Source organism: Burkholderia semiarida (genome assembly GCF_029268935.1).
Classification (GTDB): domain Bacteria; phylum Pseudomonadota; class Gammaproteobacteria; order Burkholderiales; family Burkholderiaceae; genus Burkholderia; species Burkholderia semiarida.
On sequence record NZ_JAHLCL010000007.1, the window covers coordinates 1,446,131 to 1,472,356 of the forward strand.

21 protein-coding genes and 1 other RNA gene are annotated in these 26,226 nt (G+C 67.6%); 10 read left to right on the forward strand and 12 right to left on the reverse strand.

Features of this window, described 5'->3' with window-relative positions; translation table 11 throughout:
* Positions 1 to 68: 68 nt before the first annotated feature.
* From cmk to gyrA, 7 genes are all read right to left on the reverse strand, one after another.
* Positions 69 to 755: a (d)CMP kinase gene (cmk, locus tag KPB06_RS19610; RefSeq protein ID WP_059574065.1), complete on the reverse strand. Its 687-nt coding sequence runs from the start codon at positions 753 to 755 to the stop codon at positions 69 to 71.
* A gap of 13 nt (positions 756 to 768) precedes the next feature.
* Positions 769 to 2,073 carry a 3-phosphoshikimate 1-carboxyvinyltransferase gene (aroA, locus tag KPB06_RS19615; protein WP_059574066.1) on the reverse strand — a complete coding sequence of 435 codons (1,305 nt, stop codon included), beginning with the start codon at positions 2,071 to 2,073 and terminating at the stop codon, positions 769 to 771.
* 13 nt (positions 2,074 to 2,086) lie between these two features.
* Complete coding sequence (locus KPB06_RS19620; protein ID WP_059574067.1) at positions 2,087 to 3,013, reverse strand: prephenate dehydrogenase; 927 nt, start codon at positions 3,011 to 3,013, stop codon at positions 2,087 to 2,089.
* 186 nt (positions 3,014 to 3,199) lie between these two features.
* Positions 3,200 to 4,282, reverse strand: a complete 1,083-nt coding sequence (gene pheA / locus KPB06_RS19625) for a prephenate dehydratase (RefSeq protein WP_034206715.1) — start codon at positions 4,280 to 4,282, stop codon at positions 3,200 to 3,202.
* A gap of 33 nt (positions 4,283 to 4,315) precedes the next feature.
* Positions 4,316 to 5,398: a 3-phosphoserine/phosphohydroxythreonine transaminase gene (serC, locus tag KPB06_RS19630; protein WP_059574068.1), complete on the reverse strand. Its 1,083-nt coding sequence runs from the start codon at positions 5,396 to 5,398 to the stop codon at positions 4,316 to 4,318.
* A 155-nt stretch (positions 5,399 to 5,553) separates the two neighbouring features.
* Entirely contained in the window at positions 5,554 to 6,153 is a 600-nt protein-coding gene (locus tag KPB06_RS19635; protein ID WP_006486966.1) for a DUF2059 domain-containing protein, read from the reverse strand.
* An 83-nt stretch (positions 6,154 to 6,236) separates the two neighbouring features.
* The gene (gyrA, locus tag KPB06_RS19640; protein WP_059574069.1) at positions 6,237 to 8,840 is read right to left on the reverse strand and encodes a DNA gyrase subunit A; all 2,604 of its coding nucleotides are present in this window, start codon (positions 8,838 to 8,840) and stop codon (positions 6,237 to 6,239) included.
* A 534-nt stretch (positions 8,841 to 9,374) separates the two neighbouring features.
* Between gyrA and ompA the strand changes: the two genes are divergently transcribed.
* The 4 genes from ompA (at position 9,375) to ssrA (ending at position 12,008) form a co-directional block, all read left to right on the forward strand.
* Positions 9,375 to 10,043 (forward strand): outer membrane protein OmpA, encoded by a 669-nt coding sequence (ompA, locus tag KPB06_RS19645; RefSeq protein WP_059574070.1) that lies wholly within the window; start codon positions 9,375 to 9,377, stop codon positions 10,041 to 10,043.
* A gap of 152 nt (positions 10,044 to 10,195) precedes the next feature.
* On the forward strand, positions 10,196 to 10,894 hold the full coding sequence (ubiG, locus tag KPB06_RS19650) for a bifunctional 2-polyprenyl-6-hydroxyphenol methylase/3-demethylubiquinol 3-O-methyltransferase UbiG (RefSeq protein WP_023475819.1): 699 nt from the start codon (positions 10,196 to 10,198) through the stop codon (positions 10,892 to 10,894).
* Between the two features lie 13 nt (positions 10,895 to 10,907).
* On the forward strand, positions 10,908 to 11,621 hold the full coding sequence (gph, locus tag KPB06_RS19655) for a phosphoglycolate phosphatase (protein ID WP_059574071.1): 714 nt from the start codon (positions 10,908 to 10,910) through the stop codon (positions 11,619 to 11,621).
* Positions 11,622 to 11,638: 17 nt separating this feature from the next.
* Positions 11,639 to 12,008, forward strand: a transfer-messenger RNA (tmRNA) gene (gene ssrA / locus KPB06_RS19660).
* Positions 12,009 to 12,267: 259 nt separating this feature from the next.
* On the opposite strand, the gene KPB06_RS19665 is transcribed toward ssrA, so the two are convergent.
* From KPB06_RS19665 to KPB06_RS19675, 3 genes are all read right to left on the reverse strand, one after another.
* Positions 12,268 to 12,621 carry a DUF4148 domain-containing protein gene (locus tag KPB06_RS19665; protein WP_099316180.1) on the reverse strand — a complete coding sequence of 118 codons (354 nt, stop codon included), beginning with the start codon at positions 12,619 to 12,621 and terminating at the stop codon, positions 12,268 to 12,270.
* 353 nt (positions 12,622 to 12,974) lie between these two features.
* Positions 12,975 to 13,244 (reverse strand): hypothetical protein, encoded by a 270-nt coding sequence (locus KPB06_RS19670; RefSeq protein WP_059574073.1) that lies wholly within the window; start codon positions 13,242 to 13,244, stop codon positions 12,975 to 12,977.
* A 101-nt stretch (positions 13,245 to 13,345) separates the two neighbouring features.
* Positions 13,346 to 14,452, reverse strand: coding sequence for a substrate-binding domain-containing protein (locus tag KPB06_RS19675; RefSeq protein WP_275906233.1), 1,107 nt, complete (start codon positions 14,450 to 14,452; stop codon positions 13,346 to 13,348).
* Between the two features lie 131 nt (positions 14,453 to 14,583).
* On the opposite strand from KPB06_RS19675, the gene KPB06_RS19680 reads away from it, so the two are divergent.
* The 4 genes from KPB06_RS19680 to KPB06_RS19695 are packed head-to-tail and all read left to right on the forward strand — an operon-like array spanning position 14,584 to position 19,886.
* On the forward strand, positions 14,584 to 15,084 hold the full coding sequence (locus KPB06_RS19680; RefSeq protein WP_059574075.1) for an NAD(P)H-dependent oxidoreductase subunit E: 501 nt from the start codon (positions 14,584 to 14,586) through the stop codon (positions 15,082 to 15,084).
* Positions 15,081 to 16,658 carry a formate dehydrogenase beta subunit gene (locus KPB06_RS19685; RefSeq protein ID WP_059574076.1) on the forward strand — a complete coding sequence of 526 codons (1,578 nt, stop codon included), beginning with the start codon at positions 15,081 to 15,083 and terminating at the stop codon, positions 16,656 to 16,658. The genes KPB06_RS19680 and KPB06_RS19685 overlap by 4 nt, the downstream gene beginning before the upstream one ends.
* Positions 16,659 to 16,675: 17 nt before the next feature.
* On the forward strand, positions 16,676 to 19,627 hold the full coding sequence (gene fdhF, locus KPB06_RS19690) for a formate dehydrogenase subunit alpha (RefSeq protein ID WP_275920505.1): 2,952 nt from the start codon (positions 16,676 to 16,678) through the stop codon (positions 19,625 to 19,627).
* 7 nt (positions 19,628 to 19,634) lie between these two features.
* Positions 19,635 to 19,886 (forward strand): formate dehydrogenase subunit delta, encoded by a 252-nt coding sequence (locus tag KPB06_RS19695; protein ID WP_059574078.1) that lies wholly within the window; start codon positions 19,635 to 19,637, stop codon positions 19,884 to 19,886.
* 8 nt (positions 19,887 to 19,894) lie between these two features.
* On the opposite strand, the gene KPB06_RS19700 is transcribed toward KPB06_RS19695, so the two are convergent.
* Positions 19,895 to 21,541 (reverse strand): FAD-dependent monooxygenase, encoded by a 1,647-nt coding sequence (locus KPB06_RS19700; protein WP_226093720.1) that lies wholly within the window; start codon positions 21,539 to 21,541, stop codon positions 19,895 to 19,897.
* Between the two features lie 130 nt (positions 21,542 to 21,671).
* On the opposite strand from KPB06_RS19700, the gene KPB06_RS19705 reads away from it, so the two are divergent.
* A complete protein-coding gene (locus KPB06_RS19705) occupies positions 21,672 to 23,507 on the forward strand; it encodes a tetratricopeptide repeat protein (protein ID WP_416046421.1) in 1,836 nt (611 codons plus the stop codon).
* Positions 23,508 to 23,589: 82 nt separating this feature from the next.
* On the opposite strand, the gene tcuC is transcribed toward KPB06_RS19705, so the two are convergent.
* The gene (gene tcuC / locus KPB06_RS19710; RefSeq protein ID WP_059574081.1) at positions 23,590 to 24,885 is read right to left on the reverse strand and encodes an MFS transporter; all 1,296 of its coding nucleotides are present in this window, start codon (positions 24,883 to 24,885) and stop codon (positions 23,590 to 23,592) included.
* Positions 24,886 to 25,176: 291 nt separating this feature from the next.
* Between tcuC and KPB06_RS19715 the strand changes: the two genes are divergently transcribed.
* On the forward strand, positions 25,177 to 26,193 hold the full coding sequence (locus tag KPB06_RS19715) for a hypothetical protein (RefSeq protein ID WP_338027525.1): 1,017 nt from the start codon (positions 25,177 to 25,179) through the stop codon (positions 26,191 to 26,193).
* Positions 26,194 to 26,226: the final 33 nt, after the last annotated feature.

Below are 26,226 nucleotides of genomic sequence, written 5' to 3' on the forward strand. Positions count from 1 at the left end.
ACACGGGGTTAAGGGTTCGAAACACGCTCCGCGCTTGCGACGCGAAGCACCTACCGCTGCCTGCCTTCTCAGGCCGGCTGGCCGAGTGCCCGGTACCACTGCAGCACCTGGTCGACGGCTTCATCGACCGAAAGTGCCGACGTATCGAGCAGCTTGGCATCTGCCGCAGGCTTCAGCGGCGCGGCCGCGCGATTGCTGTCGCGCGCGTCACGTTCACGAAGATCCCGGAGCAAGTCATCTATATTAGCAGAAAAACCTTTTTGCATCAATTGCTTATGCCGCCTGGTCGCGCGTGCCTCGGCGCTGGCCGTCAGGAACACCTTCAGCACGGCGTCCGGGAAGATCACGGTGCCCATGTCGCGCCCGTCCGCCACGAGGCCAGGCGTCTTGCGGAACGCGCGCTGGCGCGCGACGAGCGCGGTGCGCACGGGCCCGTGCACGGCGATGGCCGACGCGCGGTTGCCGACCGCTTCGGCGCGGATGTCGTTCGACACGTCGACGCCGTCGAGCTGCGCGCAACCTTCACGGAACGTGATGTGCAGGTCGTCGATCAGCTTCACCAGCGCGTCGACGTCTTCCGCGGCGATGCCGTAGCGCACGCTCGCGAGCGCCGCGAGCCGGTACAGCGCGCCGCTGTCGAGCAGGTGAAAACCCAGGTGCGCGGCGACGAGCGCCGCGACGGTGCCCTTGCCGGAAGCGGTCGGGCCGTCGATCGTGATGACGGGAGTCGGGTGAAAGGGTCGGGTGGATTTCATCGGAACAGTCGGGTCAGGCCTTGGCGAGCGCGGCGAAGCGGTCGAAATAGTCGGGGAACGTCTTGCCGACGCACTTCGGATCGTTGATCCGCACGGGCACGCCGCCCAGGCTGACGAGCGAGAAGCACATCGCCATCCGGTGATCGTCGTACGTATCGATCGCCGCATTCGGCGTGAGCTTTTCCGGCGGCGTGACGACGAGATAGTCGGGGCCTTCCTCGACGATCGCGCCGACCTTGCGGAGCTCGGTCGCCATCGCGGCGATGCGGTCCGTCTCCTTCACGCGCCAGCTCGCGATGTTGCGCAGCGTGCTCGTGCCGTTCGCGAACAGCGCCGCGACCGCGATGGTCATCGCCGCGTCGGGAATCAGGTTGAAGTCCATGTCGATCGGCTCCAGCTTGCCGTGATCGTGGCCGATGCCGCGCACGTCGATCCAGTCGTCGCCCATCGTCACGTTCGCGCCCATCTGCATCAGCGCGTTCGCGAAACCGACGTCGCCCTGGATGCTCGCGCGCCCCACGCCCTCGACCCGCAACGGGCCGCCGCCCAACGCGCCGGCCGCGAGAAAGTACGACGCGGACGACGCGTCGCCCTCGACCATGATCCGCCCCGGCGAGCGGTAGCGGACGCCGGCCGGCACGACGAAGCGCTGCCAGCCGTCGCGCTCGACGGTCACGCCGAAACGCGCCATGAGCCGGATCGTGATGTCGATGTACGGCTTCGAGATCAGCTCGCCGTCGACTTCGACGACGGTCCTGCCCTCCTTCGCCTTCACGAGCGGCAGCGTCATCAGCAGCGCGGTGAGGAACTGGCTCGACACGTCGCCGCGCACGCGGATCGGCGCGTCGACCGAGATCGTCGCCGGCTTGATCCGCAGCGGCGGGTAGCCGTCGTTGAGCTCGTAGTCGATCTGCGCGCCGATCTGGCGCAAACCGTCGACGAGATCGCCGATCGGCCGCTCGTGCATGCGCGGCACGCCGTGCACGCGATAGTCGCCGCCGTTCACCGCGAGCGCGGCGGTCAGCGGCCGCACCGCCGTGCCCGCGTTGCCGAGGAACAGGTCGGCCGTCTTCGCGGTGAACGCGCCGCGCGTGCCGGTGACGACACAGGTGTCGCCGTCGCGCGCGACCTTCACGCCGAGCTTGCCGAGCGCGTCGAGCATCACGCGCGTGTCGTCGGAGTCGAGCAGGTTGGTGATCGTCGTTTCGCCTTCGGCGAGCGCCGCGAGCAGCAGCACGCGGTTCGAAATGCTCTTCGAGCCGGGCAGGCGCACGGTGCCCGATGCGCTGGAGTATGGGCCGAGATCGAGATAGTCCATGGGAATCGTCCTGTTATTTCTTGACCGGTTCGGCAGCCGGCGTGCCGCCGCGTTCCTGCCATGCCTTGCGTGCGGCGCGCGAGCGCGTGAATACGGCTTCGAGCGCCGCGCCGTCGCCGGCGTCGATCGCCGCGCGCAACCGCGTGAGCACGCGCGTATAGCCGTCGAGCTCGTCGAGCAGCGCCGCGCGATTCGCGACGCACACGTCGCGCCACATTTCCGGGTTCGACGCCGCGATGCGCGTGAAATCGCGGAAACCGCCAGCCGCGTACGAGAATTTCAGTTCCGCGTCGGCTTCGCCGAGAATCTGCTCGACGAGCGCGAACGACAGCACGTGCGGCAGATGGCTGATCGACGCAAATACGCGATCGTGCTGCTCGGTGCTCATCGTGCGCACGTCGGCGCCGGTCGCGCGCCACATCGCATCGATCCGCGCCACGGCTTCGGGCGCGTTCTCCGGCAACGGGCAGAGCACGACGTTGCGGCCGACGTAGAGATCCGGCAACGCGGCCTCGACACCGCTCGATTCGCGCCCCGCGATCGGATGACCCGGCACGAACTGCGCGATGCGCGCGCCGAGCGCTTCGCGCGCCGCCGCGACGACATCGGACTTGGTGCTGCCCGCATCGGTGACGATCGTCGCGCGGTCGAGCCACGGCGCGACGCGCGCGAGCAACGGGCCCGTCTGCGCGACGGGCGCGGCCAGCAGGACGAGATCGGCGCCGGCCAGCGCGTCGCGCAATTGCGCGTCGTCGTCGAGCGCCGCCGCACGGTCGATCACGCCGAGCGACAGCGCGCGCTCGACCGACGCCTGCGAACGACCCACGCCGACGATCTCGCCCGCGCTGCCCGGCGCGCGCTCGCGCAACGCGCGCGCGAGCGACCCGCCGATCAGGCCGACGCCGAAGATGACCAGTTTGTTGAATGCAAAGCCTGACACGACAAGAGCCAAGTTACGCGCGCGAAACGACGCCCCGCACGCGGAATTCCAGATTCCGGGCAGCGGGCCCGCATCCGGCGCAACCTGCACCGGATACCGCCCGAGCCCGCCTTCGGCAGCGCCGACCGGCCTGCCCTGCCCGCCCGGCCACCACGCCTGCACAAGCGGGCGCCGGGCCGCAGCGCGTCACCGTGCGCGCGGATACGAGCCGAGTATCTTCAGGAACGCGGCCTTCTGACCGAGTTCCGCGAGCGCGGCCGCCACCGCCGCATCGTCGCGGTGCCCTTCGATGTCGATGTAGAAGTAATACTCCCACGTGCCGACGCGGGCCGGACGCGATTCGAAGCGCGTCATCGACACGCCGTGCCGCGCGAGCGGTTCGAGCAGCTTGAACACGGCGCCCGGCTCGTTCTTCACCGACACGATCAGCGACGTCTGGTCGTGACCGCTTTGGCCGGCCGGCTGCTTGCCGACGATTACGAAGCGCGTGCGGTTGTGCGGGTCGTCCTGGATCAGCGAGAACGCGATCTGCAAACCGTAGTGCGCGGCCGCGCGGTCGCCCGCGATCGCGGCGACGGTCGGATCGGCCGCGGCGAGGCGCGCGGCCTCCGCGTTGCTCGCCACGGCTTGCCGCTCGAGCTGCGGCGCATTCGCCGCGAGCCACTGCTGGCATTGCGCGAGCGCCTGCGCATGTGCGCAGACACGTTTCACGCCGTCGAGCGTGCCGCTCTGCGTGAGCAGGTTGTGATGGATGGGCAGCGCGAGCTCGCCGCTGATCACCAGCTGGGTCTGCAGCAGCAGGTCGAGCGTGCGCGAGACGGCGCCTTCGGTCGAATTCTCGACCGGCGCGATGCCGAACGCGGACGCACCGGCCTCGACCGAGCGGAACACCTCGTCGATCGACGGGCACGGCAGCCCTTCGATCGACTGGCCGAAATACTCGAGCATCGCCTGCTCGCTATACGTGCCGACCGGCCCGAGGAACGCGACGTGGATCGTCTGCTCGAGCGCGCGGCTCGCCGCCATGATCTCGCGCCAGATGGCGCTGATGTGCTCGCTCGCGAGCGGCCCGGCGCTCATGTCCTGCAGCCGCGCGATCACCTGCAGCTCACGCTCCGGCCGGAACACCGGCGCGTTGAAATGCTTCTTGACCTCGCCCACCTCCAGCGCCACCGCGGCGCGCTGGTTCAGGAGCGCGATCAGCTGCGCGTCGATCGCGTCGATGCGGTCGCGCAGCGGTTTCAGGCGGGAATTCAGTTCGTCGTCCATGCGTTTTGCCGTGCTGTTTGAACAGCGCCGCCGTCAGGCGCCGCGCCGCTCGAAGTCCTTCATGTACTCGACGAGCGCCTTCACGCCCTCGAGCGGCACCGCGTTGTAGATCGACGCCCGCATGCCGCCGACGGACTTGTGGCCCTTCAGCTGCAGCAGCCCGCGCGCCTTTGCGCCGGCAAGGAAGTCTTCGTTGCGCGATTCGTCGGCCAGGAAAAACGGCACGTTCATGCGCGAACGTGCTGCCGGCTCGACCTTGTTCAGATAGAAACTGCTCGCGTCGATCGTGTCGTAGAGCAGCTTCGCCTTTTCGGTGTTGCGGGCCTCGATCGCTTCGAGGCCGCCCTGCCGCTTCAGCCACTGGAACACGAGGCCCGCGATGTAGATCGCGTAAGTGGGCGGCGTGTTGTACAGCGAGTTGTTCGCGGCGATGGTCTTCCATTCGAACGCGGACGGACAGATCGACAGCGCGCGATCGAGCAGATCCTCGCGCACGATCACGACCGTCACGCCGGCCATCCCGATGTTCTTCTGCGCGCCGCCGAACAGCACGCCGTATTTCGCGACGTCCATCGGGCGCGACAGGATGTGCGACGAGACATCCGCGACCAGCGGCACGTCGCCGAGATCGGGGATCTCGAACGTCTCGACGCCGTCGATCGTCTCGTTGGTGCACAGATGCACGTAGGCCGGATCGTCCGACAACTGCCATTCGGCGCGCGCGGGCGCACGCGTGAAGCCGTCCTCCGTCTTGCCGGTCGCGGCCAGATGCGGCGTGCAGAACTTCTTCGCCTCGCCGAACGATTTCTGCGACCACGAACCCGTCACGACGAAATCGGCCGTCTTGCGCGAGCCGAGAAGGTTCATCGGCACGATCGCGTTTTCCGCGATGCCGCCGCCCTGCAGGAACAGGATCCGGTGGCTCGCCGGCACGCCGAGCAGGTCGCGCAGATCGGTCAGCGCGGCCTCGTGGATCGACATGAATTCCTTGCCGCGATGGCTCATCTCCATCACGCTCATGCCGCTGCCGTGCCAGTCGAGCATTTCGTCGGCGGCTTGCCGCAGCACTTCCTCGGGCATCGCCGCCGGGCCGGCGGAGAAATTAAAGACGCGCATCGTGAAAACCTCGGGAAGGACGCGACCGGCTTGCCGCCGGCAAAACGCGCCAGAAAAGAAATGGCCGCTTGCGCTCGCGCGCAAACGGCCATTATCGCACTGTCGTCAGGCTCCCGCCAAACCCGGCCGAACGGCCGGGGGCGCGCCCGGACGGCTTACTTGCCCGGCTTGACTGCTGCGACTTCCTTGTCAGCCTGCGTACGCGTTGCCTGGATCGCTTGCGGCATGTACTTCTGCATCAGGCCGTTGACCACGTCGCGACCGACCTGATCCTGAACCTGGATGAACTTGCGGCCCGTCGGGCTCTTGTAGAACGTCGTCAGATCCTTGATCTCCGACGTGCTGTAGTACTTCGCGTACGCGTCGTACTGCGCCGACATCGCATCGCTCTGGAACTGCTGCGTGCCGAACACCTTGCCTGCGCCGTCGACCAGCTTCGGCACCGCGTTCTTCTGCAGCGTCGGAACGGCAGCCTGCTTCTGCTTGTCGTTCAGCGTCTTGTTTTCCGACAGCGCGTCCGACAGGATGGCCGGTACGAGCTGCTTCGCCTGCATTTCGGCGCTGTTGCCGATTGCCGACACGAGCTTCGGCGCGTCGATCGCGTCGAGCAGATCCTTGATCGCAGCCTTCTTGTCGGCGTCGATCGGCGCAGCTGCCGCCGGAGCAGCCGGTGCGGAATTCGACAGCGCCTGCGCCATCGCGAACGTCGGCACCAGTGCAGCCAGCAGAACCAGTTGCTTGAATTGCTTTTGCATCATCACTCCCTTTTGGAAATATGAATGGTTGCTCGCCGGCCGCGGCGCTTTTCGCCCGCGGCGGCCAGAGTCTCATCCGTTCTTCAGGCTTCGCCGTCCGACGCCTCGTCGGCTTCGCCCTCTCCCTCTTCGGCCTCCGCGATCTGCTGCAGGCCAGAGAGCTTGGTACCCTCATCGAGACTGATGAGTGTAACACCTTGCGTGGCGCGCCCCATCTCGCGTATCTCGGAAACACGGGTGCGAATCAACACGCCGGCCGTCGTGATCAGCATGATCTGATCCTCGGCGTCGACGAGCGTCGCGGCCACGACCTTGCCGTTGCGCTCGGACGTCTGGATCGCGATCATACCCTTCGTGCCGCGGCCATGGCGCGTGTACTCGGTGATCGGCGTGCGCTTGCCGTAGCCGTTTTCGGTCGCGGTGAGCACGGTCTGCTCCTCGCTGCCGGCAACCAGCATCGCGATGACCTGCTGCCCGTCCTCGAGCTGCATGCCGCGCACGCCGCGCGCCTCGCGCCCCATCGGACGCACGTCGTTCTCGTCGAAACGCACGGCCTTGCCGGCGTCGGAGAACAGCATCACGTCGTGCGCGCCGTCGGTGATCGACGCACCGATCAGGTAGTCGCCGTCGTCGAGGCCGACCGCGATGATGCCCTTCTTCATCGGGCGGCTGAATGCCTCGAGCGGCGTCTTCTTCACGGTGCCGAGCGACGTCGCCATGAAGATGAACTTGTCGGCCGAGAATTCCTTGACCGGCAGCACGACATTGATCTTCTCGCCTTCCTGCAGCGGGAACATGTTGACGATCGGACGGCCGCGCGAGTTGCGCGAGCCCTGCGGCACTTCATAGACCTTGACCCAGTACACGCGGCCGCGGTTCGAGAAGCACAGGATGTAATCGTGCGTGTTCGCGATGAACAGCGTCTCGATCCAGTCGTCTTCCTTCATCTGCGTCGCCTGCTTGCCGCGACCGCCGCGCTTCTGCGCGCGGTACTCGGACAGCGGCTGCGACTTCACGTAGCCCGCGTGCGACATCGTGACGACCATGTCCTGCGGCGTGATCAGATCCTCGGTGTTCAGCTCGGTCGCGTTCAGCTCGATCCTCGAGCGGCGCGCGTCGCCGAATTCGGCCTTCACCGAGGTCAGCTCGTCGCCGATCATCGTCGTGATCCGCTCGGGGCGCGCGAGGATGTCCAGCAGGTCGGCGATCTGCGCCATCACGTCGCGGTACTCGCCGATGATCTTGTCCTGCTCGAGGCCGGTCAGGCGCTGCAGACGCATCTGCAGGATTTCCTGCGCCTGCGTGTCGGACAGGCGGTACAGCCCGTCGCCCTGCATCCCGAACGCCGGGTTCAGGCCTTCCGGACGGTACGCGGAACGGCCGCCGGCCGCCGCGTTCTCGCTCTCGGCGCGCGTCAGCATCTCGCGCACGAGCGACGAATCCCACGGCTTCGCCATCAGCTCCTGCTTCGCGATCGGCGGCGTCGGCGCGGCCTTGATGATCGCGATGAATTCGTCGATGTTCGCGAGCGCGACCGCGAGACCTTCGAGCACGTGGCCGCGTTCGCGGGCCTTGCGCAGTTCGTAGATCGTGCGGCGCGTCAGCACTTCGCGCCGGTGCGACAGGAAGCACTGCAGGATTTCCTTCAGGTTCAGCAGCTTCGGCTGGCCGTCGACGAGCGCGACCATGTTCATGCCGAACGTGTCCTGCAGCTGCGTCGCCTTGTACAGGTTGTTCAGCACCACTTCGGGCACTTCGCCGCGCTTGAGCTCGATCACGACGCGCATGCCGCTCTTGTCGGACTCGTCGCGGATGTCGGAGATGCCCTCGAGCTTCTTCTCGTTGACGAGCTCGGCGATCCGCTCAAGCAGCGAGCGCTTGTTCACCTGGTACGGCAGCTCGTCGACGATGATCGCCATCCGCTGGCCGCGGTCGATCTCCTCGAAGTGCGTGGCCGCGCGCATCACGACGCGGCCGCGCCCGGTGCGGTAGCCGTCGCGCACGCCGGCGACGCCGTAGATGATGCCGGCCGTCGGGAAGTCCGGCGCCGGGATGATCTCGATCAGCTCGTCGATCGTCGCGTCCGGGTTGCCCAGCAGGTGCTGGCACGCGTCGACGACTTCGTTCAGGTTGTGCGGCGGGATGTTGGTCGCCATGCCGACCGCGATGCCCGACGAGCCGTTGATCAGCAGGTTCGGGATGCGCGACGGCAGGACCGACGGCTGCATTTCGTTGCCGTCGTAGTTCGGCTCGAAATCGACCGTTTCCTTGTCGATGTCGGCGAGCAGCTCGTGACCGATCTTCGCCATGCGAATTTCGGTGTAGCGCATCGCCGCGGCATTGTCGCCGTCGATCGAGCCGAAGTTGCCCTGCCCGTCGATCAGCATGTAGCGCAGCGAGAAATCCTGCGCCATCCGCACGATCGTGTCGTAGACCGCGGTATCGCCGTGAGGGTGGTATTTACCGATCACGTCACCGACGATACGCGCCGACTTCTTGTACGCGCGGTTCCAGTCGTTGTTCAGTTCGTGCATCGCGAACAGCACGCGCCGATGCACGGGCTTCAGGCCATCGCGGACATCCGGGAGGGCACGTCCGACGATCACGCTCATCGCGTAATCGAGATACGAACGGCGCATTTCCTCCTCTAGGGAGGTGGGCAGGGTCTCTTTGGCGAATTGATCCATGTATCCGTATCGTTTCGGAGCGAAGACGGCGAACGCCTTTCGCGTGGGCGCTGCATGCGCAACGCAACGCGAGATTCTAACATGCGCCCATCAGCCGCCAATTCGCCTCCCCCTCTATATATAGATAGCGAAAATCGCGGCGGCGGCAAGCCGGACGCAACCGCGCGCCCGGCTCGGACCCGACATCGCGGACGACTGCGCGGCGCGCGTTTCATGCGCACGCGTAAACAACCGCACGCCGGCGCGCAACCTCACGCGCTCTTGACAATTTCTAAAAGTTGCGGCAGGCCGGTGTTGCGCATGCACCACAAAGTTGAAGCGATCTTGGGGTGGGGAGGATTTTTTTTCGTAGGAAGGGAACGATATGGCAAAATGCCAACGCACTGAAAGTTAGACGCTGCTCGAAGTCTACCTACAAGGAGCGGCGCCGCATTTTTGTGCCGCACCAATGTTATACTTCGAGCAATGTATGACTTGTCACCGTCAACAGGCTCGCAGTAAACCTGCGGTAATCTCAATTTCGAGAGGAGAAATATGAATAAACTTTCAAAGCTCGCGTTCATTGCAGCTACCGCAGTTATGGCTGCATCCGCTTCGGCACAATCGGTGCCGGCGTCGCGTCAGGCCGTCAATGACAACTGGGTGAACGGCACGGGCGAATGGGTGTGGATGAACGGCACGAACGAGCTCTGCTGGCGCGATGCGTTCTGGACGCCGGCCACCGCCAACGCCAAGTGCGATGGCGCACTGGTCGCCCAGGCACCGCAGCCGCCGGTCGCTCCGGTCGCTCCGGTCATCTCGAGCCAGAAGATCACGTATCAAGCCGACGCACTGTTCGACTTCGACAAGGCAACGCTGAAGCCGCTGGGCAAGCAGAAGCTGGACGAACTGGCTTCGAAGATCCAAGGCATGAACACGGAAGTGGTCGTTGCAACGGGCTACACGGACCGCATCGGTTCGGACAAGTACAACGACCGCCTGTCGCTGCGCCGTGCTCAAGCCGTGAAGTCGTACCTGGTCAGCAAGGGTGTGCCGGCCAACAAGATCTACACGGAAGGCAAGGGCAAGCGCAACCCGGTTACGACTGGCTGCAACCAGAAGAACCGCAAGCAACTCATCGCCTGCCTCGCACCGGACCGCCGCGTGGAAGTCGAAGTGGTTGGTACGCAGCAAGTGGAAAAGACGACCGTTCCGGCAAACTAAGCCGCGGCTCTCGACTGCTTCAAAGCCCCGCTCCGGCGGGGCTTTTTCATTGACGCCCGTCCAGGCGCTCGCTGGCCTCGTCGTTCGCCCGCTTATATACTCGGGGCTGACGCACCGAAGCACCGCCCTCCTCTCGTAGCCCGTTTGCCGACATGACCAACGCCGATCCGCACGAACTCCAGAAATTCAGCGACCTCGCCCATCGGTGGTGGGATCCGAATGCCGAATTCAAACCGCTGCACGACCTGAACCCGGTCCGGCTCGGCTGGATCGATGCCCATGCGCATCTGGCCGGCAAGCGCGCGCTCGACATCGGCTGCGGCGGCGGCATCCTGTCCGAATCGATGGCCGGGCTCGGCGCCCAGGTGAAAGGCATCGATCTGTCGACCGAAGCGCTGGGCGTGGCCGACCTGCACAGCCTCGAAAGCGGCATTTCGGTCGAATACGAGGCGATCGCCGCCGAAGCGATCGCCGCGCGCGAACCCGGCACCTACGACGTCGTCACGTGCATGGAGATGCTCGAGCACGTGCCGTCGCCCGGCGACATCGTGGCCGCGTGCGCGACGCTCGTGAAGCCGGGCGGCTGGGTGTTCTTCTCGACGCTCAACCGCAACCTGAAGTCCTACCTGTTCGCCGTGATCGGCGCGGAGTACATCGCGCAAATGCTGCCGAAGGGCACGCACGACTATGCGCGCTTCATCCGCCCGTCGGAACTGGCCGGCTTCGTGCGCGCGACGGATCTGCACATCGTCGAGATCAAGGGCATCACCTATCACCCGATCGGCAAGCGCTTCGCGCTGTCGAACGACACCGACATCAACTACCTCGTCGCGTGCCGCCGCGGCGCGTGACCCTCCGAACGGCATGACGACTCCCCTTTCGACCGCGCGGATCGCAGACGAACCGCGCCTGCTGCACTGCGATGCGGTCCTGTTCGACCTGGACGGCACGCTCGCCGACACGGCGCCCGATCTCGCGGCAGCCGTCAACATGATGCAGCGCGCGCGCGGCCTGCCCGAAACGCCGCTCGACGTGTTGCGGCCGCTGGCGTCCGCCGGCGCGCGGGGCCTGTTGGGCGGCGCGTTCGGCATCGATCCGCACACGCCCGGCTACGAAGCGATGCGCGACGAGTTCCTGATCAATTACGCAACGGATATCTGCGTACATACCACGCTGTTTCCCGGCATCGGCGACGTGCTCGACGAACTCGATGCGCGCGGCGTGCGCTGGGGCATCGTCACGAACAAGGCGATGCGCCTCACGGCGCCGCTCGCCGACCTGCTCGGCCTGTCGTCGCGCGCGGCCTGCATCGTCGGGGGCGACACAACGCCGCACTCGAAGCCGCACCCGGCTCCGCTGCTGCATGCGGCAGCGCAGATGGCGCTCGCGCCCGAGCGCATCGTCTATGTCGGCGACGATCTTCGCGACATTCAGGCCGGAAGCGCCGCCGGCATGGCGACGGTCGCCGCCGCGTACGGCTACTGCGGCGACGGCGCGGCGCCGGCTGACTGGCAAGCGCAGCATCTCGTCGGTTCGACGCAGGAACTGCGGCACCTGCTGCGCGATGTTGGGCTATAATGATCGATCTTATCCGCGGGGGCGACCTGGTTTCGACAGGGGTTGTGAAGCGGCTAGGGCATGTCGAGGACCCGTCACCTCGTTAATCAATGGGAAAATCGTAACTGCAAACGACGATACGTTCGCACTGGCAGCCTAAGGGCCGCCGTCCTCTGCCTAGTTCACTGACGGGCTAGTGTCGCAAGACCGGTAGCAATACCGCCAGAGGTCATTTACGTCAGTTAAGCCCTGTCGGCGTCGCGACGCCAGGGTCGAAAACCTAGCGAATCGCCGTAGTGCAGCGTGTTCGTCCGCGTCGCTGCGGTTAAATCAAAAGACCGAACTAAACATGTAGAACTAGTCGTGGAGCGCTTCTGGACGCGGGTTCGATTCCCGCCGCCTCCACCAAATTCCGCGCTCGTCGCACGAACCCCGCATGACGCCAGTCTGCGGGGTTTTTTGTTGCCGGCGACACGCACGCCGACTCCTTCCGAAAAAGCACCCAGCCCCGGACGGGCCGGGCGGAATGCCACCGGTGCTCCGGCGGCAGGAGGTGACGGATGTTCTGGCGCGGTCGCCCCATCAGCGATTGCGCCGCGCAGCGGCCGGCCCGCTGGTCAGGGTTTGGGCACGACTTGGGCCCCGACCGTGACCGGCGACGCGGGGCTCAACTGCCGCGATACAGCGACTTCATTTCGTCCGCGCTGGCCGGGCGCACGCCCATTGCGCGCGAACCCGACGCCGATGCGCCCTGTGCCTGCGCACCGTAGCCGCTGGCGTCGGCGCCTTGAGCTTGAGCCAGGGCGCTGCGCTGCTGCTCCGCGACACGCGCGGTTGCGGCCTGGATCGCTTCCGGATAATGCGGATCTTCGCCGCGGGCGGAGTTGTAACCGGCCTGCTGCAGTTGAACCAGTTCGGCACGGACCTGCGCACGGGTGATCGTCGAGCCCGACTGGGCGAACGACGCAACCGGGGCAACGAGAGCGGCAGCAACGACAACGGCTTGAACGAGCGACTTCATGATGACCTACCTCCAGATTTGTCTGATTCGGCGGTGAACACCCTTGATCAGCGCCGACAAACCGAAGTTTATGTAGGTGGATGCTTAAGAATAAGGCAGGTTTCAGGAAGACATCCTTCCTGATTTAAGGGTTAACCCTAGACCCCTGCCCGAAAGGCGATGCGGGCAAATCGCCGTTTCGTCTCCCGCGTTGCATGAAGGGCCGCGGAAAAGCACGAGCCCCGCAAAGCGCAGGCTTCGCGGGGCTCGAACAAAGCAGGATGGGGTGGAGCGCGGGTAGCAGGTCTGTCGGTTGATCGATCCGTGACGCAGAAGACAGCACCCCACTTGGGCACAGGCCAACTGCCTGCGCGCTACCGGGCATCCATCGGGCACTTCAGGTTGCAGCCGTTCGGGTCGCCCAGGTCGCCCTTGCGGCGCAACGCCGACTTCTTGCCGGTCTGGTATTTGTCCGACGGCGCCGATGCCGCGAACGGCATCTGCGGATGTTCGTTCAGTCGGAACTGTTCGCTCAGGATGCCGCCGGGCACGCCCGGGGAATTCTGCGCGAACGCAAACGGCGAAGCGACGACCAGCAACCCCGCGGTCAACGCTGCCGCGGCAAGGGGAACGGGAAATTTCATGGCGGGATGACGCCTGAACGGCGTGCTTGTTGGAACGTTGATCAAGCGGCAAGCGTAGCGCAAATCCCCCGCTGCTGCAGCGCGGTTCGATCGCGTCCTCGTTACCGGGAATTGCCGTCCGGCACGCTCGTGCCGTCGCCGCCGGCCAGCCCGGTCGCGATGCGCTCCAGCGCGCCGCACGCAGCCGGATCGTAGCCGTCGAGATGCGCGACGCGTTCGACGAAGCGTGCGTCGCGCAGCAGCGCCAGCACATCGGCGAGCGGCCGCACATCGAGCCGCGCGCGTTCGCATGCGAAGTAATAGTCTTCGTCGACGATCGGGATGAAGTCGAGCCCGAAGTGACGGGCGGCCGGCTCGACGCCGAAGCCGAGATCGGCCATGCCGCTCGCGACGAACGCCGCGATCGCCGAATGCGTGAGTTCGGCCGACGCATAGCCGTCGATGCGCTCCGGATCGATGCCGATCGCGCGCAGCGCGAGATCCAGCAGCATGCGCGTGCCCGACCCCGGCTGGCGGTTGACGAAGCGAATGTCGTCACGCGCGAGATCCACCAGCCCGCGCACCTGCTTGGGGTTGCCGCGCGGCACGAACAGCCCCTGCTGGCGGCGTGTCAGGTGGATCAACACGTGGCGCGTGTCGTCGAGCCACGGCCGGTAGATCTGCGCGCACTGCGCGCGAAACGCGCCGCGCGGCAAATGGAAACCGGCGAGGTCGCATTCGCCGCGGGCGAGCGCCTGCACGGCCTCGACGCTCTCGCGATACTTGATGTCGACGGCCGCCTGCGCATCGACGAGCGCGGAAACGAGCGTCGCGACCGCATAACCGTGCGACGCATGGATGCGCACGGCGCCGTCGCGCTGCGCGAGCCGCCGGTTCAGGTCGCTGGCCACCTCGGCCGCCAGCGCGCGCAGGTTCCCGTCGAGGCGACTATGCGCCAGACGCTGCGCATCGACGACCGCCCGGCCGAGCGCCGACAACGTCGAACCCTTGCCGCGCGCGGTTTCGATCAATTCCCCGCCGATGCACGATTCCAGCGCGCGTAGCATGCCCCACGCGTGCCGGTACGACAGTCCCTTGGCTTGCGCGGCCTGCGCGATGCTGCCCGTATCGGCCACGAGTTCCAGCAGCGGAGCGACGTCCGACAGACTGGCCGACCGGCCTTCCGTGTCGCGTACGGTCAGATACGCGTCGCATTCGACCCGAATCAATTATGCACTCCGATTTCCTATTGCGACCGCGAAATCTTCCGCTTATCGTGGGTGAAAATCAATCAGAACGAAGTCGCGATGCGCACTATATGAATTTCGAGCGCATATGAGGCTTTGGAGGAGCAAAACCGATGTCCCCGAATTCCCCTGCGCCCGACGTGCTCGTCGAGCGCCATGCGCGCGCCGGCCGCTCGCTCGTCGCGATCCTGCATGCGATCCAGGACGACGCGGGCTACGTGCCGGCGGGCTGCGTCGCGCCGCTGGCCAAGGTGCTGAACCTGTCGCGCGCGGAAGTGCATGGCGTCCTGACCTACTACCACCATTTCCGCACCGCGCCGCCCGCCCGCGTGACGATCCAGATGTGCCGCGCCGAAGCGTGCCGCAGCATGGGCTGCGAGGCGCTCGCCGCCCACGCGCAAGCCCGCACGGGCTGCCGGTTCGACGCCAAGCACGGCGATGCCGCCGCGGCCCGTACGCCGGACGACGTCGCGCTCGAGTCGGTCTACTGCCTCGGACTGTGCGCGCAATCGCCGTCGATGACGGTCAACGGGGTGCTCCACGCCAAGGTCACGCCGGAGAAGTTCGACGCGCTGCTGGCCGACGCGGTGGCCCACGCGCAGGAGGCGGCATGACGACCCGCATCTACGTTCCGCGCGATTCGTCCGCGCTGGCGCTCGGCGCCGACGCGCTCGCCGCCGCGATCTCGGCCGAGGCCGAACGGCGCGGGGTCGCCATCGAGGTGGTCCGCAACGGGTCACGCGGGCTGCTGTGGCTCGAACCGCTCGTCGAGGTCGGGACGGCCGCAGGTCGCGTCGGCTATGCCAACCTGTCGGCCGCCGACGTGCCCGCCCTGTTCGATGCCGGCTGGCTCGACGGCGGCGCGCACCCGAGCGGCGTCGGCCTCGTCGACGCGCTGCCCTACCTCGCCCGCCAGCAGCGGCTCACGTTCGCACGGATCGGCCTGACCGATCCGCTGTCGATCGACGACTATCTGCAACACGAGGGGCTTGCCGGCCTGAAGAACGCGCTGGCGCTCGACGGCGACACCGCATGCGAAACGCTGATCGAGTCGGGGCTGCGCGGCCGCGGCGGCGCGGCGTTCCCGGCCGGCATCAAGTGGCGTACCGTGCGGCAGGCGCGCGCCGCGCAGAAATACATCGTCTGCAACGCGGACGAAGGCGATTCGGGCACGTTCTCCGACCGCCTGCTGATGGAATGCGACCCGTACTGCCTGATCGAAGGAATGATCATCGCGGGCGTCGCCACCGGCGCGACGGTCGGCTACATCTACGTGCGCAGCGAATACCCGCATGCGATCGCCACGCTCGAAGCGGCAATCGTCCGCGCGCGTGAAGCCGGCTGGCTCGGCGAGCACGTGCTCGGCTCCGCGCACGCGTTCGAGCTGCACGTCGCGAAAGGCGCGGGCTCGTACGTATGCGGCGAGGAAACGGCGCTGCTCGAATCGCTCGAGGGCAAGCGCGGCGTCGTGCGCGCGAAGCCGCCGCTGCCCGCGCTCGCCGGCCTGTTCGGCCAGCCGACGGTCATCAACAACGTGATCACGCTCGCGACGGCGCCCGTGATCTTCGCGCGCGGCGCCGCGTTCTATCGCGACTACGGGATGGGCCGCTCGCGCGGCACGCTGCCATTCCAGCTCGCAGGCAACATCCGTCACGGCGGTCTCGTCGAGCTCGCGTTCGGCGTCACGCTGCGCGAACTGCTGTTCGACTTCGGCGGCGGCACGGCCAGCGGCCGGCCGGCACGCGCCGCGCAGGTCGGCGGCCCGCTCGGCACCTACCTGCCCGACCACCAGTGGGACGTGCCGCTCGACTACGAGGCGTACGCGGCGATCGGCGCGGTCGTCGGCCACGGCGGCATCGTGCTGCACGACGACACGTCGAATCTCGCCGAGCTGGCCGAGTATGCGATGAAGTTCTGCGCGATCGAATCGTGCGGCAAGTGCACGCCGTGCCGGATCGGCTCGACGCGCGGTGTCGAGACGATCGCGCGGATCCGCCACGGCGATACGTCGGAGCGGCAGGTCACGCTGTTGCGCGACCTGTGCGACACGATGCTGGCCGGTTCGCTATGCGCGATGGGCGGCATGACGCCGTACCCGGTGCTGTCCGCACTCGACCATTTCCCCGAAGATTTCGGGCTCGCTGCCGGCAAGGATGCCGCGTCGGGCCCGGTCAAGGCCGCGGCCTGACCCAGAAGGAGCCCTGCATGTCACTCGACACGAACAACGTCCGCCAAGGCGGCTGCGGCTCGGGCCAATGCGCGTGCAAGAGCGCGGCACAGGCGCGCGCCCGCGACCCGTTCGACGATACCGATTACGGCACGCCACAACGGCATGCCGATACCGACGTCACGCTCGAAATCGACGGCCAGCCGGTCACGGTGCCGGCCGGCACGTCGGTGATGCGCGCGGCGATCGAAGCCGGCGTCAACGTCCCGAAGCTCTGCGCGACCGATTCGCTCGAACCGTTCGGCTCGTGCCGGCTGTGCCTCGTCGAGATCGAGGGCCGGCGCGGCTATCCGGCGTCGTGCACGACGCCCGCCGAAGCCGGCATGAAGGTGCGCACGCAGTCGGACCGGCTGCAGTCGCTGCGCCGCAACGTGATGGAGCTGTACATCTCCGACCACCCGCTCGACTGCCTCACGTGCCCGGCCAACGGCGACTGCGAGCTGCAGGACATGGCGGGCGTGGTCGGGCTGCGCGAGGTGCGTTATGGTTTCGACGGCGCGAATCACCTGAAGGACACGAAGGACGAGTCGAATCCGTACTTCACGTACGACCCGTCGAAGTGCATCGTCTGCAACCGCTGCGTGCGCGCGTGCGAGGAAACGCAGGGCACGTTCGCGCTGACGATCGCCGCGCGCGGCTTCGAATCGCGCGTCGCCGCGGGCGAAAGCGAATCGTTCATGGCGTCGGAATGCGTGTCGTGCGGCGCGTGCGTCGCCGCCTGCCCGACGGCCACGCTGCAGGAAAAATCCGTCGTGCAACTGGGGCAGGCCGAACACTCGGTCATCACGACCTGCGCGTATTGCGGCGTCGGCTGCTCGTTCAAGGCCGAGATGAAGGGCACGCAGGTCGTGCGCATGACGCCGCACAAGAACGGTCTCGCGAACGAAGGCCACGCGTGCGTGAAGGGACGCTTCGCGTGGGGCTATGCGACGCACAAGGACCGCATCACGAAGCCGATGATCCGCGAGAAGATCACCGACCCGTGGCGCGAAGTGAGCTGGGAAGAGGCGCTCACGTACGCGGCGACGCAATTCCGCAAGCTGCAGCAGAAGTACGGCCGCGATTCGATCGGCGGTATCACGTCGTCGCGCTGCACGAACGAGGAAACCTATCTCGTGCAGAAGCTCGTGCGCGCCGCGTTCGGCAACAACAACGTCGATACCTGCGCACGCGTGTGCCACTCGCCGACCGGCTATGGCCTCAAGACGACGCTCGGCGAATCGGCCGGCACGCAGACGTTCGCCTCGGTCGGCCAGGCCGACGTGATCGTCGTGATGGGCGCGAACCCGACCGACGGCCATCCGGTGTTCGGCTCGAGGCTGAAGCGGCGCGTGCGCGAAGGCGCGAAGCTGATCGTGATCGACCCGCGCCGCATCGACGTCGTCGACGGCCCGCACGTGAAGGCCACGCACCACCTGCAGTTGCGCCCCGGCACCAACGTCGCGATCGTCAATGCGCTGGCGCACGTGATCGTCACCGAAGGGCTGGTGGCCGAGGCCTTCGTCGCCGAGCGCTGCGACACGCGCGCGTTCGAGCAATGGCGCGACTTCGTCGCGCAGCCCGACAATTCGCCCGAGGCGACCGCGGACGTCACCGGCGTGCCGGCCGAGCGGGTGCGCGAGGCCGCGCGCCTCTACGCGACGGGCGGCAACGCCGCGATCTATTACGGCCTGGGCGTGACCGAACACGCGCAGGGCTCGACGACGGTGATGGGCATCGCGAACCTCGCGATGGCGACCGGCAACGTCGGCCGCGAAGGCGTCGGCGTCAATCCGCTGCGCGGCCAGAACAACGTGCAGGGTTCATGCGACATGGGCTCGTTCCCGCACGAGCTGCCCGGCTACCGGCACATCGGCGACGAGGTCGTGCGCACGCAGTTCGAGCAGGCGTGGTCGGCCACGCTGCAGCCGGAGCCGGGGCTGCGCATCCCGAACATGTTCGACGCGGCGCTCGACGGCAGCTTCAAGGGGCTCTACTGCCAGGGCGAGGACATCGTCCAGTCGGATCCGAACACGCAGCACGTGGCTGCCGCGCTGTCGGCGATGGAATGCATCGTCGTGCAGGACATCTTCCTGAACGAAACCGCGAAATACGCGCACGTGCTGCTGCCGGGCTCGACGTTCCTCGAGAAGGACGGCACGTTCACGAACGCGGAGCGCCGGATCTCGCGCGTGCGCAAGGTGATGCCGCCGCTCGCGGGCTATGCGGACTGGGAAGTCACGCTGCTGCTGTCGCAGGCGCTCGGCTACGACATGCACTACGCGCATCCGTCGGAAATCATGGACGAGATCGCGCGGCTCACGCCGACTTTCTCGGGGGTATCGTACGAGAAGCTCGACGCACTCGGCAGCATCCAGTGGCCGTGCAACGAACACGCGCCGGAAGGCACGCCGACGATGCACATCGACACGTTCGTGCGCGGCAAGGGCCGGTTCGTGATCACCAAGTTCATTCCGACGCCGGAGAAGGTCACGCAGCGCTATCCGCTGATCCTGACGACGGGCCGCATCCTGTCGCAATACAACGTGGGCGCGCAGACGCGCCGCACCGAAAACGTCCGGTGGCATGAAGAGGATCGCCTCGAGATCCATCCGCACGACGCACAGGATCGCGGGATCCGCACCGGCGACTGGGTCGGCATCGAGTCGCGCGCGGGGCAGACGGTGCTGCGCGCGCTCGTGACGGAGCGCATGCAGCCGGGCGTCGTGTACACCACGTTCCACTTCCCCGAATCGGGCGCGAACGTGATCACGACGGACAGCTCCGACTGGGCGACGAACTGCCCCGAATACAAGGTGACGGCCGTGCAGGTGTTGCCGGTTGCGCAACCGTCCGACTGGCAGCGTGCCTATGCGCGCTTCAACTCGGAGCAGCTCGACCTGCTCGAGCGCCGCGCGGCCGCGCCGGCCGCCGTGACGACAGGCAAGTGAGGCAGCAATGGACAACGACCACCTGATCGACATGGCCAACCAGATCGGCGCATTCTTCGAATCGATGCCCGATCGCGACGAAGCGCTGGCCGGCATCGCCGAGCATATCCGGCGCTTCTGGGAGCCGCGCATGCGCCGAGCGCTGCTCGCCGCGCTCGACGATCCGTCGAACGCGGCCGGGCAACGCGCGACACCGATCGTGCGCGACGCGATCGCCGCGCACCGCGCGTCGCTCGTCCCTGCCGCGGCGCCCGCCTGACCGCGCGGCTACGCGGACACCGACATGCCCGCGAACCAGTTTTCGCAATGGCGCAGCAGCGCATTGGCGTCGGTCGCCGTGCGCCCGCGCGCGGCAACATAGCCGTCCGGCCGCAGCAGATAGAACGACGGCCGCGAGCGGCCGTATTCCTGCGCGAGCCCCGCCGCCCCGTCGCCTTCGGCATCGGCGACACGCCACACGCGCACCGCTTCCGGCATGATGCGCTCGAGCCCCTGCACGAGCCCCCGCGCATCGGCCGGGATCGGCGGCACCTCGCCAGCGTCGGTGTCCACCGGCTCCTCCAGCAGCAACAGCGTGAAGCTCGCCGGATCGTGAAGATCGTATAGCCGCGCCGTGCCGGGCGCACGACCGAGCGGCCCGTCGAGCACGTGCACGAGCGCATCGGGCGCGCGCTCGCCCGCGCGCGGGCCGCCGTCGAGCACGCGCTCGAGCGTGAGCGGACTCTTCCGGTACTGCACGCCGAGCTCGCTCACCGTGCGCCGCAGCGCGTCGCGCATCGGCCCGAACGACGCCAGCAGCGGCACGACGTGATCGCGCAGCAGCTTCATCGCGCCGCGCTCGGCTTCGACGACCTGCGTGACGAAACCGGTCTGCCGCAGCACGTCGCGCTCGATCGGATGGCGCTCCGCGTGATACGTGTCGAGCAACCGCTCGGGTGCGCCTGCGCCGAGGACGCGCGCGAGCTTCCAGCCCAGGTTGAACGCCTCCTGGATGCCGGTGTTCATGCCCTGCGCGCCGGCCGGGCTGTGGACGTGCGCGGCGTCGCCCGCGAAGAACACGCGGCCATGACGCAGCCGGTCGACCATCCGGCTGTGCAGGTGGAAATAGGACGACCACGCGAGATCGCTCGGCGAGATCGAGGCGCCGACGCGCGCGCGGATGATCGCGTCGCATTCCTCGAGCGACGGCGCCGGCGCGCCGGGCGACGCGTCGCTGCCGAGCGGCCGGTCCGCGACGAGCCGGTAACGGCCGCTCCCCATCGGAAACAGGCCCGCAATACCTTCGGGCGTCGTGAACAGGCGGATCTCTTCGTCCGGCCACTCGGGTATCGCCGCGAAATCGGCCAGCAGGAAAGTCTGTTCGAATGCATGCCCGGCAAAGCCCAGGCCGAGCAGATGCCTGACCGTGCTGTGCGCGCCGTCGGCCGCGATCAGGTACGACGGCGCGAACGACTCGTCGCGGCCATCTGCGCGGCGCAGCGTCACGTCGAGCGACGTGCCGCCCGCGTCGCACGCGGTCAGCGCGGTACCGCGTTCGACGGTCACGCCCATCCCGGCCAGATGCTCGGCGAGCAGCCGCTCGGTGATGCTCTGGTCGAGAAACATCAGATACGGATAGCGCGTTTGCAGCGGATCGAAATCGAGCCGCGCGATCAAGCGGCCGTCGGCATGCAGCTCGGCCGCATGCGCGCGATGGCCGAGCGCGAGAAACGGCTCGACCGCGCGATGCTGCTCCAGCAGCTCGAGCGTGCGCGCCTGGATGCCGATCGCGCGCGAAAACGGCGCGGGCGCGGCCAGGCGATCGATGATGCGCACCGGCACGCGGGCCCGCGCCAGGCTCATCGCCGCGGCAAGGCCGGTCGGCCCCGCGCCGACGATCAGCACGGGTGGGATATCGGACAGTGTGTCAGCCATGGAAACCTCGATGACACGCGACTCTGCAAGTCTACGCCGCTCCGCGTGACGGGGCCATATGCCGACCGGCCGATACGCGGCCCTACCCCGCGGTGTGGGAAAATACGCGCTTTCCGCCAGTTTTCGCGTCATGGATTCCGCATTCGACCGGGCGTACGCCGCACACCGCGCGGGCCGCCTCGCCGAGGCCGAGCACGGCTATCGCCACGCGCTCGCCTCCAACCCCGCCGACGCCGACGCGCTGCACCTGTTCGGCGTGCTGCGGCACCAGCAGGGCCAGCACGCCGAGGCCGCCGATCTCGTCGGCCGGGCCGTCGCGCTGCGCCCCAACGATGCCGCACTGCAGCTCAATCTCGGCAACGCGCTGAAAGCGCTCGGCCGGCTCGACGAAGCGATCGACCGCTTTCGCAATGCGCTGACGCTCGCGCCCGAATTTCCGCTCGCACACTACAACCTCGGCAACGCGTATGCGGCGCTGCAGCGTCACGACGATGCGATCGACGCCTTCGGCCGCGCGCTGCGGCTCACGCCGGACGACGCGTCGATCCACAACAATCTCGGCAACGCGCTGAACGCGCTCGGCCGCCACGACGACGCGCTCGCCGCGTTCGGTCGTGCGCTCGAGCTCCGGCCCGGGCATGCGGGCGCGCACAACAATCTCGGGATGGCGCTGAACGCGATGGGGCGCGCCGACGATGCGATCGCGCACTTCCAGGCCGCGATCGCCGTGCAGCCGCGTTTCGTCGCCGCGCATTTCAATCTCGGCAACACGTTCGATGCGCTCGGCCGGCATGCCGAGGCGGCGGCCGCGTTCGAAGCCGCGCTCGCACTGCACCCGCCGTTTCCGCTCGCGCTGTTCGGGCTCGCGAACGCGCTCTGCGCGCAGGCGCGCCACCGCGACGCACTGCCCTACTACGAGCGCGCCGTCGGGCTCGATCCGTCGTTCGGGCTCGCGTGGCTGAATCTCGGCAACGCGCATCACGCGCTCGGCGCGCACGAGATGGCGCTGCGCGCATTCGACCAGGCGCTGCGTGTCGCGCCCGATCTCACGCTCGCGCGGCTGCATCGCGCGGTCACGCTGCTGACGCTGCGCGACTTCACGCGCGGCCTGCCCGCCTACGAAGCGCGCCACGAGACGCCCGGCGCGACGCCGCTCGGCGCGCTGCCGCGCTGGCAGGGCGAGCCGATTGCGTCGCGCACGCTGCTGATCCGCGCGGAACAGGGATTCGGCGACACGCTGCAGTTCGTCCGCTTCGTGCCGCTCGCCCGCGCACGCTGCGCGCGCGTCGTACTCGAAGTCCAGCCGGAACTCGTCGCGCTGCTGACACCGGCCGCGTCGCGCTGGCGCGTGACGCTCGTCGCCCAGGGCGCCGCGAAGCCGCCTGCCGCGGATGTCGCGTGCACGCTGATGAGCCTGCCGTTCGTGCTCGGGCTTCAGCCGGAGGACATCGTCGGCGCGCGCTACCTCCACGCGCCCGACGGCGCCCGCCGGCGCTTTCGCGGCTCGCTCGGCGGGCAGTCGAAGCGCAAGTTCGGCCTGGCATGGTCGGGGCGCCGACAGGCACAGGAAAACCGCTCGATGCCGTTCGACGCGCTCGCGCCGCTGCTCGCACTGCCGGACATCGACTGGATCGTGCTGCAGCCCGCGCTCGACGACGACGAGCGGACGCGCATCGACGCGCATCCGCGCATGCATCGTCTCGACGGCCGGCTGAACGACTTCGGCGATACGGCCGCGCTGATCGAGCGCCTCGACGGCGTCGTCACGATCGACACGGCGGTCGCGCACCTCGCGGGCGCGCTCGGCAAGCCGCTCTGGATCATGCTGCCGTTCGCGGCCGACTGGCGCTGGTTCACCGGCGACGATTGCCCGTGGTATCCGCAGGCCCGGATCGCCCGCCAGCCTGCGCCGGGCGCATGGCTCGACGTGGCGGCCACGGTGGCCGACATGCTGCGCGAGGCATGATCGCAAACGAAACAGGGAGCGCATCGCGCTCCCTGTTTCGATGAGATGCGCGGCCCGACGCCGCGCGACATGCGGGTGGCCGTCAGGCCGACTTGTACTGATCGCGCGCGTCGGGTGTGCGGTACAGCACGAGCGTCGCGATCAAGCCGCAGATAGCGGCCACGCTCAACCACAGCCCCGGCGCCGCCTTGTTGCCCGTCTCGTGGATCAGCAGCGTCGAGATCGCCGGCGTGAAGCCGCCGATCGTCGTGGCCAGGCTGTACGCGAGCGAGAAGCCGGCCGTGCGCACGTCGGCCGGCATCACTTCGGTCAGCGCGACGACCATCGCCCCGTTGTACGACGCATACAGGAACGACAGCCACAGCTCGACCGCGAGCAGCCGCAGGAACGACGGATCGCCGACGAGCCACAGCACCGCCGGATAAGCCGTCAGCAGCGTCAGCACGGTGAACGCGATCAATACCGGACGGCGGCCGACGCGGTCGGACAGCGCGCCGGACAATGGCAGCCACACGAGGTTCGAGATACCGATGCAAACTGTCACGACGAGCGCATCGAGCGACGACAGGTGCAGCACTTCCTTGCCGAAGGTCGGCGTGTAGGCGGTGATCATGTAGAACGACACCGTCGTCATGATCACCATCCCCATGCCGGCTACCACGATACCCCAGTTGTCGAGCATCGAGCGCATGATCTCGCCCATCGTCGGGCGGTGACGCTTCGCCAGGAATTCGTCGGTTTCCTTCAGCGAGCGGCGGATCAGGAACAGGAACGGCACGATCAGGCAGCCGATCAGGAACGGAATGCGCCAGCCCCACGCGGTCATTTCCTCGACCGGCAGCGCGCGGTTCAGCACGACGCCGACGAACGCGGCGAACACGACGGCCACCTGCTGGCTACCCGACTGCCACGACGTATAGAACCCCTTGTGGCCCTTCGTCGCGATCTCCGACAGATACACCGACACGCCGCCCAGCTCGACGCCCGCCGAGAAGCCCTGCAACAGCCGGCCGAGCAGCACGAGCACCGGCGCGAGCACGCCGATCGTCGCATAGCCGGGTATCGCGGCCACCGTGAGCGTGCCGATCGCCATCAGCCCGAGCGTCAGGATCAACCCCTTGCGGCGGCCGTGATGGTCGATGTATGCGCCGAGCACGATCGCGCCGACCGGCCGCATCAGGAAGCCCGCGCCGAATACCGACAGCGACAGCATCAGCGACGCGAACGCGTTGCCGCTCGGAAAGTACGTTTTCGCGATGGCCGACGCGTAATACCCGTAGACCATGAAGTCGTACATTTCGAGGAAGTTGCCGCTGACGACGCGGAAGACGGTGCGGACTTTCGATTCCTGCGCGATGGCAGGCGATGCTGTGGACATGTTTTCTCGCTAAGCTCGGATGGCGCGAATTCCGCGCCGCATGAAACCGACGATGCGCGGCGCGCAGCGTTGGCACACGCACACGGGCATCGCTGCCCGCCGGCGGCGCGGCGCGTAACGGCGCGCCGCCAGCAAGATTCGCGCATCATGCCACGTCAAGCCGACATTTGCCTTGTGGTGCCCCATCACGGCCGTCACGGCGCCCGCCTCGTACAAGTCGCCCCGAAACGGGCACAAGAATCAGATCGATCTGATCGACCGACCCGCGCCGGCTGACCACAATGGCAAGATTTGCGACGACGTTTCCGCGCCGCGTCGGCACGGGCCTGTGTCGCACGGCGTACCGCTCTCATGACCCCATCGCCCCTCGTCCCGGTCGAAGGCGCGCTCGCCCGCCCTCGCGCCACTCCGCTCGATCACGTCCCGCCGTTCGGCCGCGAATGGCGGTTCCTCGGTGCGTCCGGCGCACGGCCCGGCAGCCACTGCCTCGCGACACTGACGACATCCTGCATCGATATCGACCGGCCGCACAGCGCGTGCCGATGGCAGCCGCTGCCGGTGGCGGCGGCACTGCCCCCTTCGGCCGGATTGCCCGTCACGCCGGCGGCTGGCGCCGGTCGGTACTTGCGCCGTTCCGTGCGCCCGCCTCGCGATCGGCGCGCGCGATACGCCGTCTGCTGGAGCATCGGCGCGCTCGGCATCATCGCCTGGCTGATCGGCGCGCACGAGCCACCTGCGGATTCCGTTCCCGCATACGCGATTCAAGCCGCCGGCGGCGCGCCCGCTCACATCGCGACATCGACCGACACCACACATGTCGCCGCGGCTGCACCGGTCACGTCGACGAACGCCATGCCGCAACCCAAGGTAGCGACGGCTGGCGCGCATACGATGGTCTCGCCGCCAGCCACGCACCGCGTCGCGCGCGGCCCCGCATCGCTTCACCCGCAAGCAACGCCCGACGTGCGGCATGCCGCTCCTGCCTCGCCACGTCCGGCAGCCGGCCAGCGCACGACGGAAGCGCCGCCCCGCACACCGGCCGTGCCACGGCTGGCTGCGCATCCGCCGATTCAGCACGACGCCACCAACACCGGCACGCGCGTTCGGCGCGCCCCACCGCCGCACGAGGCAGACACGCGTGTCACGCGCGACGCGCTCGACGATCCTGCCACGTTGATCGCCATGGCGAACGCGCTGCGCGCCACGCAGCCGGCCGGCCCCACGCACCCGCGCGCGGCCGGTTTCGACTGGACGTCGCAACTGTCGCACCGCCGCGTGACCGACGTGCCGGACGCGTTCGCGCATTGATGCCCGCGCAATAAAAAACCCGGCGAAGATCGC

What these genes read in the sequence shown, in the direction of transcription:
- cmk (WP_059574065.1), bottom strand. Translation starts at nt 755, where the DNA reads ATGAAATCCACCCGACCCTTTCACCCGACTCCCGTCATCACGATCGAC.
- aroA (WP_059574066.1), bottom strand. Translation starts at nt 2,073, where the DNA reads ATGGACTATCTCGATCTCGGCCCATACTCCAGCGCATCGGGCACCGTG.
- pheA (WP_034206715.1), bottom strand. Translation starts at nt 4,282, where the DNA reads ATGGACGACGAACTGAATTCCCGCCTGAAACCGCTGCGCGACCGCATC.
- serC (WP_059574068.1), bottom strand. Translation starts at nt 5,398, where the DNA reads ATGCGCGTCTTTAATTTCTCCGCCGGCCCGGCGGCGATGCCCGAGGAA.
- KPB06_RS19635 (WP_006486966.1), bottom strand. Translation starts at nt 6,153, where the DNA reads ATGCAAAAGCAATTCAAGCAACTGGTTCTGCTGGCTGCACTGGTGCCG.
- gyrA (WP_059574069.1), bottom strand. Translation starts at nt 8,840, where the DNA reads ATGGATCAATTCGCCAAAGAGACCCTGCCCACCTCCCTAGAGGAGGAA.
- ompA (WP_059574070.1), top strand. Translation starts at nt 9,375, where the DNA reads ATGAATAAACTTTCAAAGCTCGCGTTCATTGCAGCTACCGCAGTTATG.
- ubiG (WP_023475819.1), top strand. Translation starts at nt 10,196, where the DNA reads ATGACCAACGCCGATCCGCACGAACTCCAGAAATTCAGCGACCTCGCC.
- gph (WP_059574071.1), top strand. Translation starts at nt 10,908, where the DNA reads ATGACGACTCCCCTTTCGACCGCGCGGATCGCAGACGAACCGCGCCTG.
- KPB06_RS19665 (WP_099316180.1), bottom strand. Translation starts at nt 12,621, where the DNA reads ATGAAGTCGCTCGTTCAAGCCGTTGTCGTTGCTGCCGCTCTCGTTGCC.
- KPB06_RS19670 (WP_059574073.1), bottom strand. Translation starts at nt 13,244, where the DNA reads ATGAAATTTCCCGTTCCCCTTGCCGCGGCAGCGTTGACCGCGGGGTTG.
- KPB06_RS19680 (WP_059574075.1), top strand. Translation starts at nt 14,584, where the DNA reads ATGTCCCCGAATTCCCCTGCGCCCGACGTGCTCGTCGAGCGCCATGCG.
- KPB06_RS19685 (WP_059574076.1), top strand. Translation starts at nt 15,081, where the DNA reads ATGACGACCCGCATCTACGTTCCGCGCGATTCGTCCGCGCTGGCGCTC.
- fdhF (WP_275920505.1), top strand. Translation starts at nt 16,676, where the DNA reads ATGTCACTCGACACGAACAACGTCCGCCAAGGCGGCTGCGGCTCGGGC.
- KPB06_RS19695 (WP_059574078.1), top strand. Translation starts at nt 19,635, where the DNA reads ATGGACAACGACCACCTGATCGACATGGCCAACCAGATCGGCGCATTC.
- KPB06_RS19700 (WP_226093720.1), bottom strand. Translation starts at nt 21,541, where the DNA reads ATGGCTGACACACTGTCCGATATCCCACCCGTGCTGATCGTCGGCGCG.
- KPB06_RS19705 (WP_416046421.1), top strand. Translation starts at nt 21,672, where the DNA reads ATGGATTCCGCATTCGACCGGGCGTACGCCGCACACCGCGCGGGCCGC.
- tcuC (WP_059574081.1), bottom strand. Translation starts at nt 24,885, where the DNA reads ATGTCCACAGCATCGCCTGCCATCGCGCAGGAATCGAAAGTCCGCACC.